Source organism: Okeania sp. (assembly GCF_983059655.1).
This window is the reverse complement of the sequence record NZ_CEZPJD010000069.1, coordinates 1-18,316: the sequence shown is the minus strand read 5'-3', so window position 1 is coordinate 18,316 and position 18,316 is coordinate 1. Positions and strand designations below refer to the sequence as shown.

Here is an 18,316-nt window from a genome sequence, read left to right as displayed (position 1 = left end):
ACTTTTAAGAAGAAATCGTAGGGTTGTTGGACTATACATATTAATATGACCGTATAACTTCCAGCATTTCTGTAGCAATATCTGTGGCGATCGCTTTATTGCCAAACTTTTTAACAATTTGTGCCTCATGTCCACCTTTACCATCACCTATAGTAACTATTTCACTGGGTGCTATATGTCGAAAGAACTTTTCCATTTTATAAAGGGGGTAGTTTCTCGACCAACCATGGGTATTTTCTACATCTAAATAGTTAGCAGTTTTATCCTCTGCTACCATTTTTGCAAAAGATTCACGGTGGCTAGATTCTTGTTTAGTTTTTAAGTTTTCGTAATTGTTCATTTTCTACAAAATTGCTAATTTTTTACAAGATGAAAAACGCCTAGACATCAATAATAATTATCACCAAAAATTGCTGAAAAATCTGGTTGATAAGATGTCCTCAGTTTATGATAAAAATTTGCATTAAAATAATGCAATGGAGCTACATCAACCACACCAAAACGATGAAAAATATCGGCTAACACATGAATAAATTTTGCTCTGTATTCTTGTGCTTTATCGATATGCTTTTGTCTAATACGCTGTGGATCGCGTGGATTTCGGACAAATTCTTCTACTGCTGAAGCAACTGCATCTGGGGTAGGCTCGCAAACAATAGAGTTGTATTCGTCATACCAAACGTCACGCCCTCCTTTTGATGGTGTAGAAACAACAGGCAACCCACACAAAAGATATTCACTTGAGGAAAAACAAGCTCCTTCTTCTGCGGATAAAATCAAACCACAATGAGCTTGATTAATTTTTTCACATACTTCTTCTGATGATAATTGGCGATCGTTTAAATATTTATGGGGAGGAATTTCTGAAGCAGTATTTCCGTGATTATTTCCTGCTACAAGTGCTAATTGAGATACTTGAGAAGCGAGAAAATGTCTTTTAAATGCACTGCGACGACCTACATAAATAGCATTATAAATTTTATCGATATTTAGAGGTCGCATTACTAAGTTTTCGTCAAGCCAAGCATTCTGATTAATTACATCCCCTTGAAAATCTTTTGCTGCAAAATTTTCCATTTCTAGGGGACAATTGTATAGAAAGAAAAATTGTGTTTTATCTAAGTTCAGCAGGGAAAAAATAATATCGGCTTCTTTAGCAAAGGAAGGGCTATGATACCAACCACAATAAACGAAAAAAAAGTCAGTTTTGCGAAATTTTTGATGCCATTCAGACATCCATTTCCAATTGTGTTGGATATTTTCTATAATAAAAATTCTGCATTTTTGACTCTCGTAATACACCCTGAACGGGAAGGCCGGGTTCGGCCAAGTATAGGAGGGTTTAAAGTCATGTTTGCCGATATTTTTAGTTTCTGAATTTACGACTTTCATAGAGTTTTTTGCTTCTAATTATTTTACAGCAGATGGTATGTGAGGTACAAATATTAAGGTTTAAATTTATTTTTGTAGTGCGAGCATCTTGCCAGCTATTCGTATACCTGACTGAGATGAAATGATAGATAATTTCAAACAAAAAGAGATTTGACAAAATCAATGTTTTCGTTTTTCCTCATTTTATGATAAAAATTTTTTTGGAAATAGCTTGATGCTTCGACATCAACAACTCCAAAGCGGTGAAAAACATCAGCCACTATTTGAATAAACTTTCCTCTGTATTCTTGCGCCTTCTCTATATGTATCTGACGAATGCGTTGTCCGTCAGGAGGATTTTGTACAAATTTTTCTACTGCTAGCGCAACCGCATCTGGTGTTGCCTCACAAATAATGGAATTATGTTCGTTATACCAAACGTCACGACCTCCCACAGAAGGTGTTGATACGACTGGTATGCCACACAATAGGTATTCGCTGGAAGTTGGGCAAGCTCCTTCTTCTGCGGATAACACTAAGCCACAGTGAGATTGATTGATTTTTTCCCACATTTCTGCTTCCGAAAGTTGTTGCTCATTTATATATGTGTATAGCGGTGTATCGGCAAAAGCTTTTCCATGATTAGCTTTTGTCACCAGCGCTAATGGGGAAACTTGAGCTGCTAGTTGAGGGCGTCTAGATTTCTTGTTAAATTCCACATAAATGCCATCGTATATTTTCTCTTTTCCAATGTGCTGTAGGATATTGCTCTCATCAAGCCAGGCATTTTGGTTAATGATATCTCCTTGAAAGCCTTTGTGTACAAAGTTTTCCATTTCTAGAAAAGAATTATACATGAAGAAAAATTGTTTCTTATCTAAATTCAGTACGGAAAAAATAGCCTCTGCTTCGTCAGCAAAAGCAGGACTTTGATACCAACCTGTCATCACGAAGAAGAAATCTGTTTTCCGAAAACGTTCGTGACATTCGGCCATCCATTTCCAGTTATGCTGGATGTTTTCGATGATGAAAATTCTGCATTTGGGACTATCATAATATAACCTGAATGGGAATGTGGGATTAGGCCAAGTGTAGGATGGTTTGAAGTCTTCTTTGGTTAATTTCTTAGTTACTAACAAACTAACTGCTTTCTTTAAACCTTTAGATGCTTTAGTTTTTGCTTTGGTTGCTCCCAGGTCGCCTGACGCATATTTGAAAAATAATTTCACAATGTCGTAGACAAAACAGTCTGCTCCATACCTCATCCACAGTTGTTTGAGTGCATAACGTTTTCTTTGGAGAAGTTCATCGTCTTTTTGTATTTCTGCCAAGCGATCAGGCAGCGCTTTGATATCTTCTAATTTTTCTGAACAAGTAACTGTTGCTTCATCCCAGAGTGCGCGATCGCCAGGGGGTAAGTAAGTGTCAGCTAAAACAACTGGTATTGCTCCCAAACCAATAGCTTCCCATAAACGAATTGAATTTGGACCAGATCCGGATGGGCAAAGGGCAAATACACTTTGTTGCATTACTTGTTTAAATTCTTCTGATGCCAAGATGTCTACAAGACCATCAGTTTTTTCCACCTTTTTGAGAATTTGATGATCGTAGACAATAGAGTTGTAATGCCATTGATTTCTTGCTATGATTAATCCTCGGTTATCATCTGATAAATAATCAATAATTTTGGTTCTTGAATCTGTTAAATAAAATTTGTTTGGGCGAGTTCCCACAAATGAGTATAAATATTTCTTTTCTGTTTCTTGGGCTTCAATATTAATTGCTTGTACCGGGTAAAGTGGGAAAGGATGCAATGAAATATTTGGATAAGAAGGGAGAACATTTTGGTCTTTTGTTGTATGTGACCAAAAAATATCAGTTATACCAATTTCGTCAAAAATACTTTCAAATTCTAACATTCGGATATGTTGACAAACTGTGATAATTTTTTTGTATTTTTTCAGTTCATCTTGAAAACTACTCAGTTTTTCTATTAATGTGTTTACTTCAGTTTTATCTTGACTGTGGAGCAATTTATCAATTAGTGTTGCCCAAGGAAATCCAAAATAAACTACATTTCTATTACAATTCTCTTTTATTAAAAATTTATTTGCCATTTTATAGGCATATTTTTCTGTGATTGCCGGGTACTGCCAATCGGAATCAAATGCTATGACATTATCTATAGTTTTCTTTTCATTGATTTTTGGTAGATCACTACTTTCTGATTTTTCTGTTTGTTTTTCTTGACTTTTTTTATTTAAAGAATCCCATGTTTTATTAATTTGTAAGCCACTCAAATTAGATGTATTTAAAGTCCACAAATCTATTTGTAATTTAGATGGTTCATTAATGACAACACTTGGATATACCCATGCTGTACCACCTAAAATAGTAGTATCACCGTATTTATCGTAATATCTTAACTGACTTTCCTGAACGTGTACTGTTTTAATATGATGACAGGGATTATAAACTTGAGCGCCATGAATGGCAAATAAGTAAGCAATTTTATTATCACAACGAGGCACTCCTAAAGAAAATCTCAGATAGCTTTTAAAGGATTCTGTAAAGTTAAATTCTCCATAAACAGCCCAAACATCTTGTGACCAATGAGGGTTTTTATGTAATGTTTGATTTGAGGCTTCTTTTTCATAACGACTTAAAGCTACAAATGCTTGCGGATCGGCAGAAAATATTTCTCTGATTCGGGCAATTGATTCATCAAAATAAATATCAGTATTGGCAAGTATTGAAATTTGATTCTGACATTTTTTCTTGGTTAATTCTACCCAATCAAGATAAGTTGGTCTGGCAGATATTCTGACAATTTCAATTTTGGAACTTTCCGCTTCTGGAATATGATTATCATCTATGATTAAGATTATTTTTTCAATTTCATTGCACTGTATATTTTTTTTCAGACAGTAAATTAATTCATCTTGTCTTTCGGAGTGTTTCGCTTTGTAATAGGGCATAAATAAGATAATTTTTGGCTTTTTAGTAATTGCTTTTTGATAGCTAATAATTTTTTCTTGAGAGTCTTTGATTTTCTCTTGTTTAAAACCTGATTCTCGGCCTTCAAAATTATCTGTCCACCTCTGCAACTGCCATAAAGCTTGCCCTAAACGGAACAAAACCTGACTCGAATCCCCAGATACAAGCACCGCTTGACGATAATATTCTACCGCCTGTGACCATTGCCCCAAATTACTGAAAGCTTCTGCTAAAGCTAAACAACAATCACTCCCATTAGAATTAATCTCTAAACTATGGCGATATAATTCTACTGCTTCTAACCATTGTTGCTGCCCAGATTTAACTACTCCTAAATAATAATAAGCTTCTGCTAAATGGGAAGTCTCGCAGGAGTCAGAAGAATATTGAATCACCTGGTGAAGATACTCCTGTGCTTGTGACCACTGCTTCAAGTTGACTAATACTGCTCCCAAACCAAGATAAAACTCAGGCACATCTGTTTTTAGCTCAACGGCCTGATGCAAATATCTCACAGCTTCTTCAAATTGACCCTGGTGGCGCAACAATTCCCCCAACTTGTAGAAATACCAGGGAGCTTGAGGGTTTATAGTTACTGCTTGTCGATATATTGCGATCGCCTTATCCCAATCTTCCAACTCCACTAAAATATCTCCCAATTTATAATAACTCCAAGGAAAATCAGGATTTAATTCAATAGCTTTACTGTAGGCATTAACAGCTTCTTTCAACCTTTCCAATTTAACTAAAACATCTGCCAAATTATTATGAGACCAACAAAAATCTGACTTTAATTCTATGGATTTATTATAAGCAGCAACTGCTCCTGATAACTCTCCCTTTTCTTGCAATAAATTACCTAATTTATGATGTACTTCCCATAATTCATGATTAATTTCAATTGCTTTTTTATAAGCCTTTATAGCCTCTTCTTTTTCTCCTTTTTCTACTAAATTATCGCCATTAACGTGATAATCATCTGCCAAATTAGAGTTGACTATAACTGCATTACTAACAGTAGCGATCGCTGACTCCTGCTCCCCTTTTATAGCTATTTTTTCTAACGGATGATCGGCTATTTTTAACTTTTTGCTAGGTTCTATTTGCTGTTGAGTATTAATTTTTTTTTCCTGAAACCGATCTTCTGCATCTGCCAAAGACTGTCTTGCTTCTTTCCAGTCAGGAGCTAATTCAATTGCCTTGCGATAAGCAGCGATCGCTTCTTTCCATTCACTTTTTTTTGCGAAAACTTTTCCTAAGCTAAAAAAATGTTTTGCCTGCTTCAAATTGATTTTTTGTTGTTGTGTAGTTAGGGGAAAATTTGTTTGAGTTTTTGGTATCATCATTTATTGGTGGGTCATTTCAGTTATCAGTTATCAGTTATCAGTACCTCTACAATAAGGAGGTTTGAAATACTGAAGTTGATTTTCTTCGATTGGATATGGCGATAAAACCCGCTCTTGCAGAGCCGCTCTGCTTTATATATTCTGAGCAAAACACTATCCATCGACCGCTTTTCATCCCCTTAAAAAGGGAGGCTAGAGACATTCTTACGCACCCTATATCTTCAAAAAGTTACCTTTTAACAAATTACTACAAATCAGTATTTGGGAATTTTTTAATATTTCTACACCCTACTCCAATCAATCCCTAATCATAGCTTTTGGCGATTAACTAACTAGGCTAAATTCACTCTATTTTTAATATTTTGCTCTTACTCTAAAAACACTAATTTACAATAAAATCCGGAAATAATTGATTAATTAAGGAACAGGAAATAACATAAGTTAAGGAGATTTAAAAAGGACTGTATTTTTTAAGCAGGGAAAAGGGAGCGGACTAAAGATACAAAAATCTCTATAAATAAATTCCAGGGATTTGAAAAAGATTGTATTTTTTTGATTACATCGGTTTTCATTTCGGTAGAATATAGTAGTAGGTAAATGGCCATTTACTAAGGCAAAGCTGTGGCTTTATATGTTATGGAAAAAATCCGGAAACATCAATATTACTAAGTATTAATTAATAGGAGTTGATATTGTAGAGGGAAAAAAGTGCTTTGCCTAACTTACTTAAAATAATCATTTAATAGGTAGACAATGCCACAAGTTAGTGTTATTATTCCAGTATATAATAGTCCTTATGTTACTAAGGCATTAAATAGTGTCTTAAATCAGACCTATAGAGATTATGAAATTATTGTAGTTGATGATGGTTCAAGCGAACATATTCAACAAGTTTTAGAACTATACTCTAGCAAAATTAATTACATTTACCAAGAAAATCAAGGTGTAGCAGCAGCTCGTAATCGTGGACTTGAAGTTGCACGAGGAGAATTTGTAGCATTTCTAGATCATGATGATTTTTTCCTGCCAGATAAACTGTCTTTACAGGTGAATTGTTTTGATACTCAGCCACAAGTGGGAATGATTCATACTGGTTGGTGTAGAGTTAATCAAATGGGAGGAGCTATTCAGGATGTGAAACCTTGGTATCAGATACCTGTTTTGGATTTAGAAAATTGGGTGCGGTGGATGCCTATACTGTTTAGTGCCATGATGTTTCGGCGACACTGGTTAGAAGAAGTAGGAGGATTAGATACAAAATTTAAGCAAGCATCAGATTTAGATTTAGTACAACGTTTGGCACTAAAGGGTTGCGAAACAGCTTGGGTAACAGAGGTGACAGTTTGTTATCGGGAACACGATCATAATGATTCGTTAAATACTCAACTACAAGCGTTAGAGTCATGGCAAGTCCGAGATAAGTTTTTCGCACGTTCCGATTTACCATTGGGTGTGCGTAGTTTAGAAAGGGAGTGTCGTTATCGCACTTTAGTTTGGATTGCTTGGCGCTTATATTATACCGGATATCTTGAATCTACGGTTGAATATTTAGAGAAATCTTTGAGTTATTCTCCCTATTCATTGACAAAAACGGTCTCGAATTGGGTAAAAACTTTTACTAGATATAGTGCGGATTTTAGTTATGAGTTGGATACTTTAAGTTTAACTCAATCAAAACCGTGGCAGCAAATGGTTAGTTGTTTAGGAAAATATTAAAGGTTAATCAGCATGGAAGATATTAAACAGGAGTTAGAGCAGTCTCATATTCAATTATATCAGCTTTTAATTGAGTTAGAGCAATCTCACGCTCAGTTAGAGCAGATGCAAAGGGAATTTGAAGAGTCTGAGTTACTTAGAAAACAGATGCAGATAGAAATGGAGCAAATGAAATCCCAATTTGGGCATACCCAAAGTGAGTTGGAGCAAACTAAGTTAGCTTTGGAGAAAATGCAGGGTGAGTTGGATAAATATAAATATAGGGAGGCGATCGCTTCTCAGACTATTTCGGATGGGGAAAGAAAGTATAAGCAATTAGTTTGGGATGCTTGGTATGCTTATCAAAATGAGGATATTAATCGGATGGTTGATTGTTTGCAAAATTCCCTTAAACATACTCCTTTATCGCGCACTAAAATTGTATCTAATTGGGTGAAAAGTTGGAGTGAATTTTCTCAAATGAAGGGAGAGAAATTTGAGATTCATCGTTTAAATAGCTATCAGGAGTGGAAAAAGTTATTGCGACGGATGACTGTAGTTAAACCTACTGGTAGTGCAATGACATAGATTTACCGAATTATTAATTATTAATTATTAATAATTAAACAATTCATGCCTTTAAACCTCCCCTTTTAAGGGGATAAAATAAAAAATTTTCTTTTTAGTCAATCCCCTTCTTTTAAGAAGGGATAATTATTAATTTTTAATGGCTTTGTTGCATGAAAACACTTTTCAAATTGATGAACTCACGGGGTGAAAAACAAAATATGGTAGGGAGTTTTATAGAAGTTCCCTACTGTAATTTGAAGAAGGAGTTAGAAGACAGAATCAATTGTATTGGGTTTAATCCTGACTCCTACCCTTACCAATAAGACTTTTTCAGCAAGCCCGAGGTAAGCGATCAAAAAACTTTCTCCCTTTGAACTTTTCTTTCCCTTCTGCCTTCTGCCTTTCTTCGAGGAGTATTATCTCAAGTTAGATTAGCGATTTTGAGTAGAGAATGTAAAGAATTTATATCAACGAGAATATCTTTTGCACCATCATTTTTGCCATCGTTATTATCGAAATCTTCACCGATTAAATAATAGTAATCTAATTTACAATTACTGCTAATTTGCCAATACACAATATTAACATAGTAAGGCGAGAATATCTCAATTAATTTCGTTCCAGGCTGAGAAAAAATAATATTTGTTAATCCTGCTCCATGTGGAGAAATAATATTTTTAGCATTGTACAGTAAAGATGCTTGTTCTATAACTGACATTGATTCTAGGAAAACCTGCCTAAAACCATATTTTTTGAGAAGATCAACTACTTCTTCTTCATTAGCTATTCTACGTCTAGAAGCACATTTACGACTGATATATATATTTTCTTTTTCACTCTGATGATTATCTTGTAAATCTTTCAGGAAAATTTGTCTCAGAAATTTAATAGCCCAATCTTGCCCCCTACCTCCCCCGATAATTGATGGTACAATGAGTTGTTCTGCTTGAATATGAGGAATATCAGAACTATCAATAATTTTTTCTGGTGGTATTTCCAGTATTTTCAAAGTTTCTTGATTAAAGGTTGCTGTAGGGTTATGTAAAACGAAATAATTGATATCATCCCAACAAAACCCTACTTTTTGCAATAGTTGAAAACGAGGAAGAACATCAAATATCCAGTGAAAATAAGCTGTACTTCCCCATCGAGATGAAAGAAAGACAACATTTCCTTCTAGCTGATGTACATTGGGAAGATGATTTGAAGCTGGAACAGTATTACAAACTCCTGTCGATAAAGTTTGCAAAAGACTATTACTTTGAGTCAAGACTGCACTTGCATTCTGATTCGCCCAACCTCTGCCGTTAGGCAAAAAATACACTAACATATCCTTGGCAAAAACGTTCGTTTTCTGAAAATTAGGATGTAAATTTTTGCTCAAACATTTTGCTGGTGCAAGAGGAAGTTTTTCTTTTAAATAAGCTATCTCATATCTGAAATCGCGATCGCTGTTGCTATTTTGAGAGAAAGCATCTAGTATAGCCCAACTTTTATTAGATTGAGCATACTTTTCGATCAGATGAACGGGCACATTTCTGTGATAGCAAATCTGAGCATCTTCTATGTTTCCAGACTGCTCTAAAATTTTCCCCAAATCATAGCATATTTTATCAAAGCCGGGTTTCATTAGCAGTTGATTAATATAATGTTCAATTTTTTGATTGTAAGTATCCATTAAGAGCAAGTCTCCATTTAAGAATAGGTTTATTTTGAAGATTATTAGCTACTGAATGTAAGTAGCATAAGGTGTTTTCTTGATGTGGTTGGCCAGATCGGTATAGTTCTCAACAATATCTTCTAAATTATCAGAGTTAACTTTTTGTGTTACTGGTTGTATATTGATAAAATCAACTTCTAAAAAATTCATAATTTGGGCAAGTGTTTTGCTATTTGACATGACAAGTTCTTCATAAACTACTTCAAAAACTTTGTGCTGTTTAAAGTCTTTTCTAAATTGAGCTTCTGTCTGTTGCACGGATAATATATCTTCTATACATTTATCTACATCAACTTTAATTTTCGGCTGAAGTTGACTTTCTTCTGAGTTTAAAATAACTGTAGATTTCTTGTCGTTATTAGCAATGGGATGAGAAACTTCATCCTTAAGTAATTTCTGTTGAAGTTGACTTTCTTCTGGTTTTAAAATAGCTGTCGATGTCTTGCCACTATCAGCAAGGCGATTATAAAAATAATCCTTAAGTAATTTCCTTTGAAGTTGACTTTCTTCTGAGTTTAAAATAACTGTAGATGTCTTACCACTAGTAACAAGGAGATTAGAAAGATAACGCTTAAGTAAGTTCCGTCTAGTCAAATGAATTATCCTGATTTCTTTATCCTCTAAAATTGCCTGAAAAACTTCTTTGAATTCTTCTTGTAATTGACGATATTTTAGTTTAAGACCAACGGCTTTAGAATTAGCTTTATAATACTCTTTATTCCAAATATAACTATATAAGAAGTTTACCGGATTTTCTGCACGAATTTGAGCTAGTTCCTGAGATGTCTTGCCTATATAATCTTGGTATTTTTTGCCAAGATTAGGTGGTCTTTTTAAAGTAATTGCCTCTCCATGGCAAACAATTTCTGGATGAGAATTTAGCATCATTCGTAACATGGTGCTTCCTGTTCGAGGCGCACAAGTAATAATAAACTTTGTTTTAAAGTTACTCACGATTTAACTCCTAAAATTAAAATTTACTTTTCTATATAATTAGAATTTTTCTATTAAAATACATCTCCTCTAAAAGAAGTATTAGGGAAAATAATTAGGGTCTGCTGAAAAAGTCTTTTTTTAGGAGTAGGGGAGTAGGGGAGATTTTTTTTCCCAACTCTTGCTAAAAATGCTAACTTTTTGAGCATGAAGACCTAAAAATTATGTACTTTTTCAATACCTAAAAAGGCACTTACCTTGATCTGGTAATTATTTGAGATTTAATTAGTAAACCCTAATTAATAATTTGTGTACGATGATTGATTGTATTGTTTATGATTGGAGATGTCTAATTTTTCAGTGATAATTATCTTTACTATAGCAATCCGCGCAGAGGTTGCGACAAATCAAAAAGTAGATAAAAAAACTGAAACTCTTACCTGTTCCCTATTCCCTGTTCCCTCTCTTGGTGCGCGTTCCCTCTCTTGGTCAGCATTCCCTCTCTTGGTCGGCGTTCCGCAAGCGAGCTGTCGCCGACGCGGGTTCCGACCGCTTGCGTCTGTCGCCGACGCGGGGTCGCACCGCTGTTCCCTAAAAAGCAGTAAGATTTTTGACACGAATAAAATAGGATTGCTATACTATTCAGATAATTTTTGATAACGATATATACTCAGAAATAAACTACTTAAATTTTTCACCTCCATTCAGTCTATACCAAATAGAAGCTCCCCCTACTTTGTACTTATCTCTCATAAACCTTTCTGCTTGTTTTGGTAAAAACTTATGTAAAAATATACTAGAAAAAACAACTTCTATTTTAGGATTATCCAGCAGATAAGCATATAGTAAATATTGTTCTGTCCAGGTAACATTTCTTTCGATTAAATCCTTCCGACTGTAAGGAAATGGCAATCTAACATCGTGGGTATGAACCAAAACATTTTTATTAATTTCTGGCATTATCTTTAAGTAAAGATATAGACAGTCACTGCCATTTTTTACTGTATGGGTTGAATCAATAAAAAAAATGTCTCCTTCTTCTAACAAATCCACAAATTGAGGTACAGGAATGTCTTGTACAAATTTTTTGATTATTGTTTCTACCGGAGCTAATTGATAAAGAAATTTTTTGGGATAGGGTTCAATAATTACTATTTTTCCATAACCATTTTTCTTGAGAGCTTCACTAGCTACTAAAGTAGAATATCCACTTCCTACTTCTAATATTTGCTTCGGTTTTAAATACCTAACAATACAGTAATATGCCATAGCATCACTGAATGAGAAGGCAGGATTTTGCCAGAAAAAACTATTAGGGTTTTCTAGATTACCTGATAGGGGTGGATTAAATTCGTCTGCATAAGTTTGTATTTCTTCTAAGAAGTTAATAATATTCTCTTGGTTAAAAACTTGGGGAGAATGAAAAGGACCTTTTTCAGTATCCCGATATTCAAAGGAATTTTCAACCTCTTCTACAGTGGGAATTTCTGAATAAAATCTTGCGGGAATAATATGAACTCCATGACTTTCTATTTTGTGTTTGGTTACGCGATCGCACCACAAAACTTGTTTGGCTAATCTAATTAATGTCTTAAATTCCTCATCGCTTAGTTCCCTTTTTTGCTGCTTTAAATGATTGGCTTTATTCACAGTATTTTTACTCCTATGTTGTTTTTTTTAGATTAAATTTTTACTTAAATTAATTTATTTTGCTAATAATTAATCCCTATTTATCCTTTTTTTTCTCCTCATACTACTTCTTTGATAACGATATATCTTCAGGAATAAACTACTTATTTTTTGACTTTCATTAGATTCATATCAAAGTAAGCATTCAGCCGTCAGCTAGCTAATAGCTGAATGCTTATATATCAAATATAAATTCCCTTATCTTTATATAGCAATCCGCGCAGAGGTTGCGACAAATCAAAAAGTAGATAAAAAAACTGAAACTCTTACCTGTTCCCTGTTCCCTGTTCCCTGTTCCCTGTTCCCTAAAAAGCAGTAAGATTTTTGACACGAAGAAAATAGGATTGCTATAGTTAAAATAATTAGTAGCATTTATGCTTGATTTTGTATGTAACTATAAACTAATATTTCAAGAGTATTTTGCATGAATATCAAACCAACCTTCCAGCTTACTACTAATTTTTTTTACTTCTACAATGCAGTCTTTAATGTTAAGCCAATTACCAGGTAACTCTAAACCAAAAGGACCGCTCATATTACCAGTAAATTTGATATCAAGATATTTTCCTTCAAGAGGTGGGTATGGTAAAAGAGGCAAGCGACTCCCTCCTCCTTGGCTAATAATTTTAAATTGTAAATAGCCTATTTCTTGAAGAAAAGATAAGTTATCAATACATTCTGCTAAAGAATTTAAGTGAGGATTGTATTCAAAAGATAGAAAAGGGGGCTTGCGGTCAAAAAACATTAAAGATTTTATAGCAATATTATCTGCCCCTTCTATATCAATTTTTATATGGTAAATATTCTGGTAAAAATCCGATAGTAAAGAGTCTAGTCGCTCGGAAGTTACTTCGATTTTTTTGAATGTAGTGCTTCGATTTATCCGATTTAAACGATCGATGAAAATGGAACTAAGTTCGCTATTATTTGCAGAGATAAAAAAACTTAGATTGCCTTTTTGATTAGCAATGGCAATATTTTTAACTAAAAGCTTACCTTCTTGAATAAAGGGGTAACACCTTTTAGTAATATATTCACACAGTTCTGGATTTGCTTCAATTGCTATACACTTAAATCCTTTGCGCAGATAGAATTCTGTATCGTCTCCATTATGAGCGCCAACATCAACTATAATTTTATCGGTTTCTTCTATTTTATCTCGGAAATTTATTTCACTATCCTGGCAAATTTTATTAATACTGGAATCTAATTTAATCTGTCCGACAATCACAGAATTTATATGTTTTTGATAGTAAATTTTAGGCTCTAAATCAATAGCTTTTTTAAAGTAATCAGCAGCAGCTTTTAGATCGCCTTGTTTTTCAAATAAATAACCGATATTTAGATTTACCCATACTGGTTGATTTTGCTTTATTTGGGTCGCTTTAATATAGTTATCTATTGCTTTTTGATACTGACCAGTTTTATTTAGTAAATCAGCTAATTTAAGATGAACACTTGCTAATGTTTCTTGTTTTTTGGTAGAGCTACTATTGACCCTAATAGCATCCTGATAACTATTAATAGCTTCATCAACTTTATCCTGTTTTACTAAAACATCAGCTAGCTGAATATAAAACCAAAAACTTTGTTGGATAGAACTGACTTTAATAGCTTTTTTGAAATAATTTACTGCTTTGTAAAGTGATTTTTGATGACTGAATATATTACCTAAACTTGAGTATGACCAAGGAATGTTAGGATTGTATTCAATTGCTTTGTTGTAGTTTTCTATAGTCTGATTTATTTTACCATTTTTCTCTGAAATAAGTCCAAGATTATGATATAATTTAAACCAGTTTGGATTAATTTCTATAGCTTTGTGATAACAAGTTATTCTTTCTTCTAATTGATTAGTTTGAACTAATAATTCGCCCAAACTACAATAGTATTCAGTATTATCTGAGTTAATTTCTATGGCTTGACGATAAGCTGTTATGGCTGCATTTAATTTTCCTTCTTGCCTAAAATTAATACCTGCTTGAAAATACTTTTGAGCATCTAGCTGCACTTGTGACAATTCTTTTTTCATCTGAAATATATTTCTCTCGAATAATATACTGCTTATTGTTTTTTTTCTTTTCTAATTAATTAGGGTTTGTGTATGGAAAGTCTTTTTGTTAGGGTAGGGAGTAGGGAGTAGGGAGTAGGCAGTAGTTAAGAGTTAGGATTTAGGGGAGCTGTAGAAGAGGTAGTTATTCATCATTGCCCCTGAGTTTTTCTCTCATCATTAGACCTCTCCGGAAAAGAGGGAGTAGGGAGTAGGGAGTAGGGAGTAGGGAGTAGGGAGTAGGGAGTAGGGAGTAGGGGGAAATAATTGATGATTTATGCGTATGGGATTGATTTAATTTTTGATTATCACCAGATGTCTATTACCAAAAAGTGAGGTCTAAAGCCTCTGGCTTTAGTCGGAGGTACTGATAACTGATAACTGATAACTGAAATGACCCCACCCATACTCACTTTTTCCCCTCCATAAACCGAAAAGCTGGTACTTTTTCAATACCTAAAATTCTTCAAATGAATATCTGTTAATGCTTTGATATTTAATCAGCAAACCCTAATTATTAATTATTGAAGCTCTCTTGTATTCAGAATCTTGATAAATATACTCTTCGGTATATTCTGAAAATGTTACCATTTTACCTAATCCTTTTGATTTGTAGAGACTATTGATAGATACAAATTTTAAGTTTAGTTGTTCGATAACACTAGGATAAATCGGAACTTGTGTTCCTCCTAAAACTTCTTTTCTCAATGGTTTTTTATCTTCAGGTATAAGAGGCATATTCAAGATTCTTAGAATCTGATTTGCTACTTCAAAACCAATTAGATCTGTGGGATGATTTATGGTATGAAATAATTGTTGAGTCTGATAATTATCTTGTATATAATCAGCTATTTTGATATCCGTTAATTGTTCTCTTTTTTTAGACTCTTCAATAGTATTATTGAGAGAACTAAATAGTATTTCTTTTTCGTAAAAATCTTTCCTTGAAAGTTCATTCAAAATTTTTGAATAGGGTAATTTTTGCTTCAGCATTTCATTTAAATTACCATCCCCATAGGGAAATCGTTCTGGAAAACTTTCTTGTTGAATTTTTTTGTAAGGGTTAAGTGAATGCTGAGGCCAATATCCTGGAAAATATAAACGTGGAAATGAAATAGAAAGACAGTCTGGAGGTAATCGACTAAGGATATATTCAGTACTACATTCTTTATATTTGCGGTCTAAAGGCTGGTATATAAATAGCTTGGCTTCTTTCAAAATACTATCTGGAATGATCGAATTATTTTGAATTGCCATATAATTCGACGGAACTTTATCTAATTCAACTTGAAAATTCTTATTAAAATCATCTGATAATTTTAGAAATTCCCAAATTAAACCACGTTGACAATTAGTATACATTAAACAATTCATTGTTTGATTTTCTGCCTGTATTATTAAATATTTGGTTATAGATTAGGGTGATTTTTTTTCTTGTTCCCTAACTTATTTATAGCTTTTCCAAAAATCGTGAGTTACAGTTATCTTTTGATCTTTTTATTCCCTGTTCCCTATTCCCTATTCCCTCAAATCTAAAATTTTGTACCTCATAAGTGTGGGAATTGCTATATTTGATATTTTTACTTTCCTACTCCTACTACTTCTAATTTTTCTGTCAACTTCTCTGTTAAAATTATATCGGCTACCTTCCATAGCATTCGGTCTAATTTATTTCCTTCTTCCAGCTCATTTACTATTTCCTTTCCTAGCTGTACTTCCAGTTTGTTTTTCACTTCTTCCTCTGACTTGATCGTTTTTTTATTAGTACTATTCAAATAACTATATTCTAGATTTATCCCTGGATAATCTTCACTCAATATTTGATTTGCTAGCTCTAAAGTTGCTTCATACTTCTCTACTGTACCAACTACAGCATTGTCTTTTATATTTTGAATAGCCACTTCTAAATCCTGTTCTTTAGGAATTTTATCCCCCTGAATTTTCTCTTTTCTCGCACAATAATAAGTTTGATAATTACATAACATTGTAGGAGTTTGATCCAACCTCCATCTGACATATCCCTGAAAATCTAGTTCTTTTGCTTTTATTGCCCCTGGTGTTTTAGCGTTTTGTTTTCTCTCAAACTTATAAATTGATTCTACTCTTGCTAATGGGTTTCTTAGTAAGATAATAGATAAAGTTTGATATTCTGTCCCTTGAGGAGGAGGCAGACAAATATGATGCCCTGATATTGCTAAAGTTTGAGGATTTTCTAAGATAAATTTTGCTAAATAATCTTGTGTCACTATCTGACCTGATGGTAGTTCGCATTCACAATATTTGTCTCCAAAATACTTTTTCAGAGCATATTGTAAAGAAGTCCCTGCATTTTTAAATATATGATGGTGAATTAAGATTGTTCTTTTCATTTTTAACTACAAATTTTAGCTTGTACTTTTTGATATTGTGGAACGGATGACTTAAATCTTAAAGCTTCTTTCAGATAATTATTAGTAGTTTGTTCCCTCTCTTTATTTTTTGCTACAGCTGCTTCTAAATTAGAGATAAATAAGGTTGAATTAGGATTAAGTTTCACAGCTTGACGATAATGAAATATCGCTTCTTGATATTTTCCTTGTTTAACTAAAAATTCTCCTAATTTATAGTAAGACCAGTGAAATTTTGGATTTAAAGAAATAGCTTTCTCATAACAGTTCATAGCTGCTTCAAATTCGCCTTTTGTCTCTAAATTTTTCCCTTCTAGCAAATATTCTCCTGCTGTTTTACCTCGTTTAATATTAAAGTGAACCAAAATAAAACCTAAATCTCTTTGGTCATCACCTAATCCTTGCTGTTTGGGATTCCAGACTTTTTCACTTATTACTTCAATTTTAATTTTCTGATAAGCAGCTAAGTTTACAGGTATTGAGCAGTTAAATATTTGGTTTCCGGGACTACTAATTTGTTTAGTTTCTTTATCTACTTTCAGTGTGATTTTGTTGCCTTCAGGAAATCGATCGGAAAGATATCCTTCTACTTCAATTTCTTGGATAGGATATTCACTTTTGATAGTAAAACTTAGTTCTTTCCCTACCCACATATCATCAAATAAGCCAATTACTTCACTAATTTCTTTGACTGAACCTTTGATGGGAAGATTTGTTTGATTAGCTTGCATTTTTCGACTCCTTTTTATATAACAACTATTGAGGTTTCTATTCCAATAATCTAAAAATTTTTATTGCTTCAGGAAGCTGAAATATTGTTACAATATTTGACTTAGCTAATTTCTCGGATGTTAATGATGGGGTAAGCATTTAGCTATTAGCTATCAGCTCTCAGCAAAAGAAAGGAGTTTTAATAAAGATACACTTTCAAGCAAGTTTTTATAGTCAGTATAAATGCTGACTTACAGTACTTTTGAGGATAGTGAGGTACACTTACAGAACTTTCGTATTCCCTGTTCCCAAGAGCAATAAAGCTTTGTACCTCATCAACTAGAAAACTGCTGTAATTAGGGTTTGCTGAAAAAGTATGAGTGGTAAAGAGAGGAGTCAGGAGTCAGGAGACAGGAGAAATGAGAATTTACAAGAGGTAGGAGTAAGAATTGTACCTTAATTTTTCTACCCAAATCTTGACCAAAATCCGCTAATTTTTGAATTATTACCACTTAAAACCTCGAACTTTTTGATACTTAAAAATTCTAAAATCTTTATCTATAAAGACTTTTATATTTAATCAGCAAGCCCTAATTAGTAAAGCTTTTATCTAAAATTAAAAGCAATAGCTGAAGTCCGCAGTTTCAACCTGATGAGGACTGTTTACCGAAAAATTGTGGTTTAAAGCCTCCCCTTTTAAGGGGATAATAAGCGGTCGAGGGATGGCGAGGTCTCCTCGCCATATCCAATCGACCAAGAGAAGAAAAATTTTCATCTCTTTGTCAATCCTCTTCTTTCAAGGAGAGGTAATTATTCATTATTCATTATTCATTATTCATTATTCATT

The 18,316-nt window shown here is 33.5% G+C and carries 13 protein-coding genes; 2 read left to right on the top strand and 11 right to left on the bottom strand.

From position 1 onward, the window contains the following. Positions 1-40 precede the first annotated feature (40 nt). The 3 genes from AC3DU7_RS06640 to AC3DU7_RS06630 all read right to left on the bottom strand — a co-directional run bounded on the left by AC3DU7_RS06640 (position 41) and on the right by AC3DU7_RS06630 (position 5,714). Positions 41-340 (bottom strand): hypothetical protein, encoded by a 300-nt coding sequence (locus AC3DU7_RS06640; RefSeq protein ID WP_488038569.1) that lies wholly within the window; start codon positions 338-340, stop codon positions 41-43. Between the two features lie 47 nt (positions 341-387). After that, complete coding sequence (locus AC3DU7_RS06635) at positions 388-1,392, bottom strand: glycosyltransferase (RefSeq protein ID WP_488038568.1); 1,005 nt, start codon at positions 1,390-1,392, stop codon at positions 388-390. Positions 1,393-1,526: 134 nt separating this feature from the next. Beyond that, positions 1,527-5,714, bottom strand: a complete 4,188-nt coding sequence (locus AC3DU7_RS06630; protein ID WP_488038567.1) for a tetratricopeptide repeat protein — start codon at positions 5,712-5,714, stop codon at positions 1,527-1,529. 753 nt (positions 5,715-6,467) lie between these two features. On the opposite strand from AC3DU7_RS06630, the gene AC3DU7_RS06625 reads away from it, so the two are divergent. Next, positions 6,468-7,430, top strand: a complete 963-nt coding sequence (locus AC3DU7_RS06625; protein ID WP_488038566.1) for a glycosyltransferase family 2 protein — start codon at positions 6,468-6,470, stop codon at positions 7,428-7,430. A 12-nt stretch (positions 7,431-7,442) separates the two neighbouring features. Further along, positions 7,443-7,997: a hypothetical protein gene (locus tag AC3DU7_RS06620; RefSeq protein WP_488038565.1), complete on the top strand. Its 555-nt coding sequence runs from the start codon at positions 7,443-7,445 to the stop codon at positions 7,995-7,997. Positions 7,998-8,400: 403 nt separating this feature from the next. On the opposite strand, the gene AC3DU7_RS06615 is transcribed toward AC3DU7_RS06620, so the two are convergent. From AC3DU7_RS06615 to AC3DU7_RS06580, 8 genes are all read right to left on the bottom strand, one after another. After that, positions 8,401-9,657 (bottom strand): glycosyltransferase family 61 protein, encoded by a 1,257-nt coding sequence (locus AC3DU7_RS06615; protein ID WP_488038564.1) that lies wholly within the window; start codon positions 9,655-9,657, stop codon positions 8,401-8,403. A gap of 48 nt (positions 9,658-9,705) precedes the next feature. Next, positions 9,706-10,653, bottom strand: coding sequence for a sulfotransferase (locus AC3DU7_RS06610; protein WP_488038563.1), 948 nt, complete (start codon positions 10,651-10,653; stop codon positions 9,706-9,708). Positions 10,654-11,039: 386 nt separating this feature from the next. Continuing rightward, the gene (locus AC3DU7_RS06605; RefSeq protein WP_488038562.1) at positions 11,040-11,249 is read right to left on the bottom strand and encodes a hypothetical protein; all 210 of its coding nucleotides are present in this window, start codon (positions 11,247-11,249) and stop codon (positions 11,040-11,042) included. A 64-nt stretch (positions 11,250-11,313) separates the two neighbouring features. Then, positions 11,314-12,282, bottom strand: a complete 969-nt coding sequence (locus tag AC3DU7_RS06600; protein ID WP_488038561.1) for a class I SAM-dependent methyltransferase — start codon at positions 12,280-12,282, stop codon at positions 11,314-11,316. A gap of 448 nt (positions 12,283-12,730) precedes the next feature. After that, positions 12,731-14,353 (bottom strand): FkbM family methyltransferase, encoded by a 1,623-nt coding sequence (locus AC3DU7_RS06595; RefSeq protein ID WP_488038560.1) that lies wholly within the window; start codon positions 14,351-14,353, stop codon positions 12,731-12,733. Between the two features lie 528 nt (positions 14,354-14,881). After that, positions 14,882-15,745: a WcbI family polysaccharide biosynthesis putative acetyltransferase gene (locus AC3DU7_RS06590; RefSeq protein WP_488038559.1), complete on the bottom strand. Its 864-nt coding sequence runs from the start codon at positions 15,743-15,745 to the stop codon at positions 14,882-14,884. A gap of 206 nt (positions 15,746-15,951) precedes the next feature. After that, on the bottom strand, positions 15,952-16,740 hold the full coding sequence (locus AC3DU7_RS06585; RefSeq protein WP_488038558.1) for a hypothetical protein: 789 nt from the start codon (positions 16,738-16,740) through the stop codon (positions 15,952-15,954). Positions 16,741-16,742: 2 nt separating this feature from the next. Continuing rightward, positions 16,743-17,489, bottom strand: coding sequence for a tetratricopeptide repeat protein (locus AC3DU7_RS06580; RefSeq protein WP_488038557.1), 747 nt, complete (start codon positions 17,487-17,489; stop codon positions 16,743-16,745). Positions 17,490-18,316: the final 827 nt, after the last annotated feature.

Coding starts and splice junctions, on each gene's coding strand:
- AC3DU7_RS06630 (WP_488038567.1), bottom strand. CDS start 5,714: ATGATGATACCAAAAACTCAAACAAATTTTCCCCTAACTACACAACAA.
- AC3DU7_RS06620 (WP_488038565.1), top strand. CDS start 7,443: ATGGAAGATATTAAACAGGAGTTAGAGCAGTCTCATATTCAATTATAT.
- AC3DU7_RS06635 (WP_488038568.1), bottom strand. CDS start 1,392: ATGAAAGTCGTAAATTCAGAAACTAAAAATATCGGCAAACATGACTTT.
- AC3DU7_RS06580 (WP_488038557.1), bottom strand. CDS start 17,489: ATGCAAGCTAATCAAACAAATCTTCCCATCAAAGGTTCAGTCAAAGAA.
- AC3DU7_RS06590 (WP_488038559.1), bottom strand. CDS start 15,745: ATGAATTGTTTAATGTATACTAATTGTCAACGTGGTTTAATTTGGGAA.
- AC3DU7_RS06585 (WP_488038558.1), bottom strand. CDS start 16,740: ATGAAAAGAACAATCTTAATTCACCATCATATATTTAAAAATGCAGGG.
- AC3DU7_RS06640 (WP_488038569.1), bottom strand. CDS start 340: ATGAACAATTACGAAAACTTAAAAACTAAACAAGAATCTAGCCACCGT.
- AC3DU7_RS06625 (WP_488038566.1), top strand. CDS start 6,468: ATGCCACAAGTTAGTGTTATTATTCCAGTATATAATAGTCCTTATGTT.
- AC3DU7_RS06595 (WP_488038560.1), bottom strand. CDS start 14,353: ATGAAAAAAGAATTGTCACAAGTGCAGCTAGATGCTCAAAAGTATTTT.
- AC3DU7_RS06615 (WP_488038564.1), bottom strand. CDS start 9,657: ATGGATACTTACAATCAAAAAATTGAACATTATATTAATCAACTGCTA.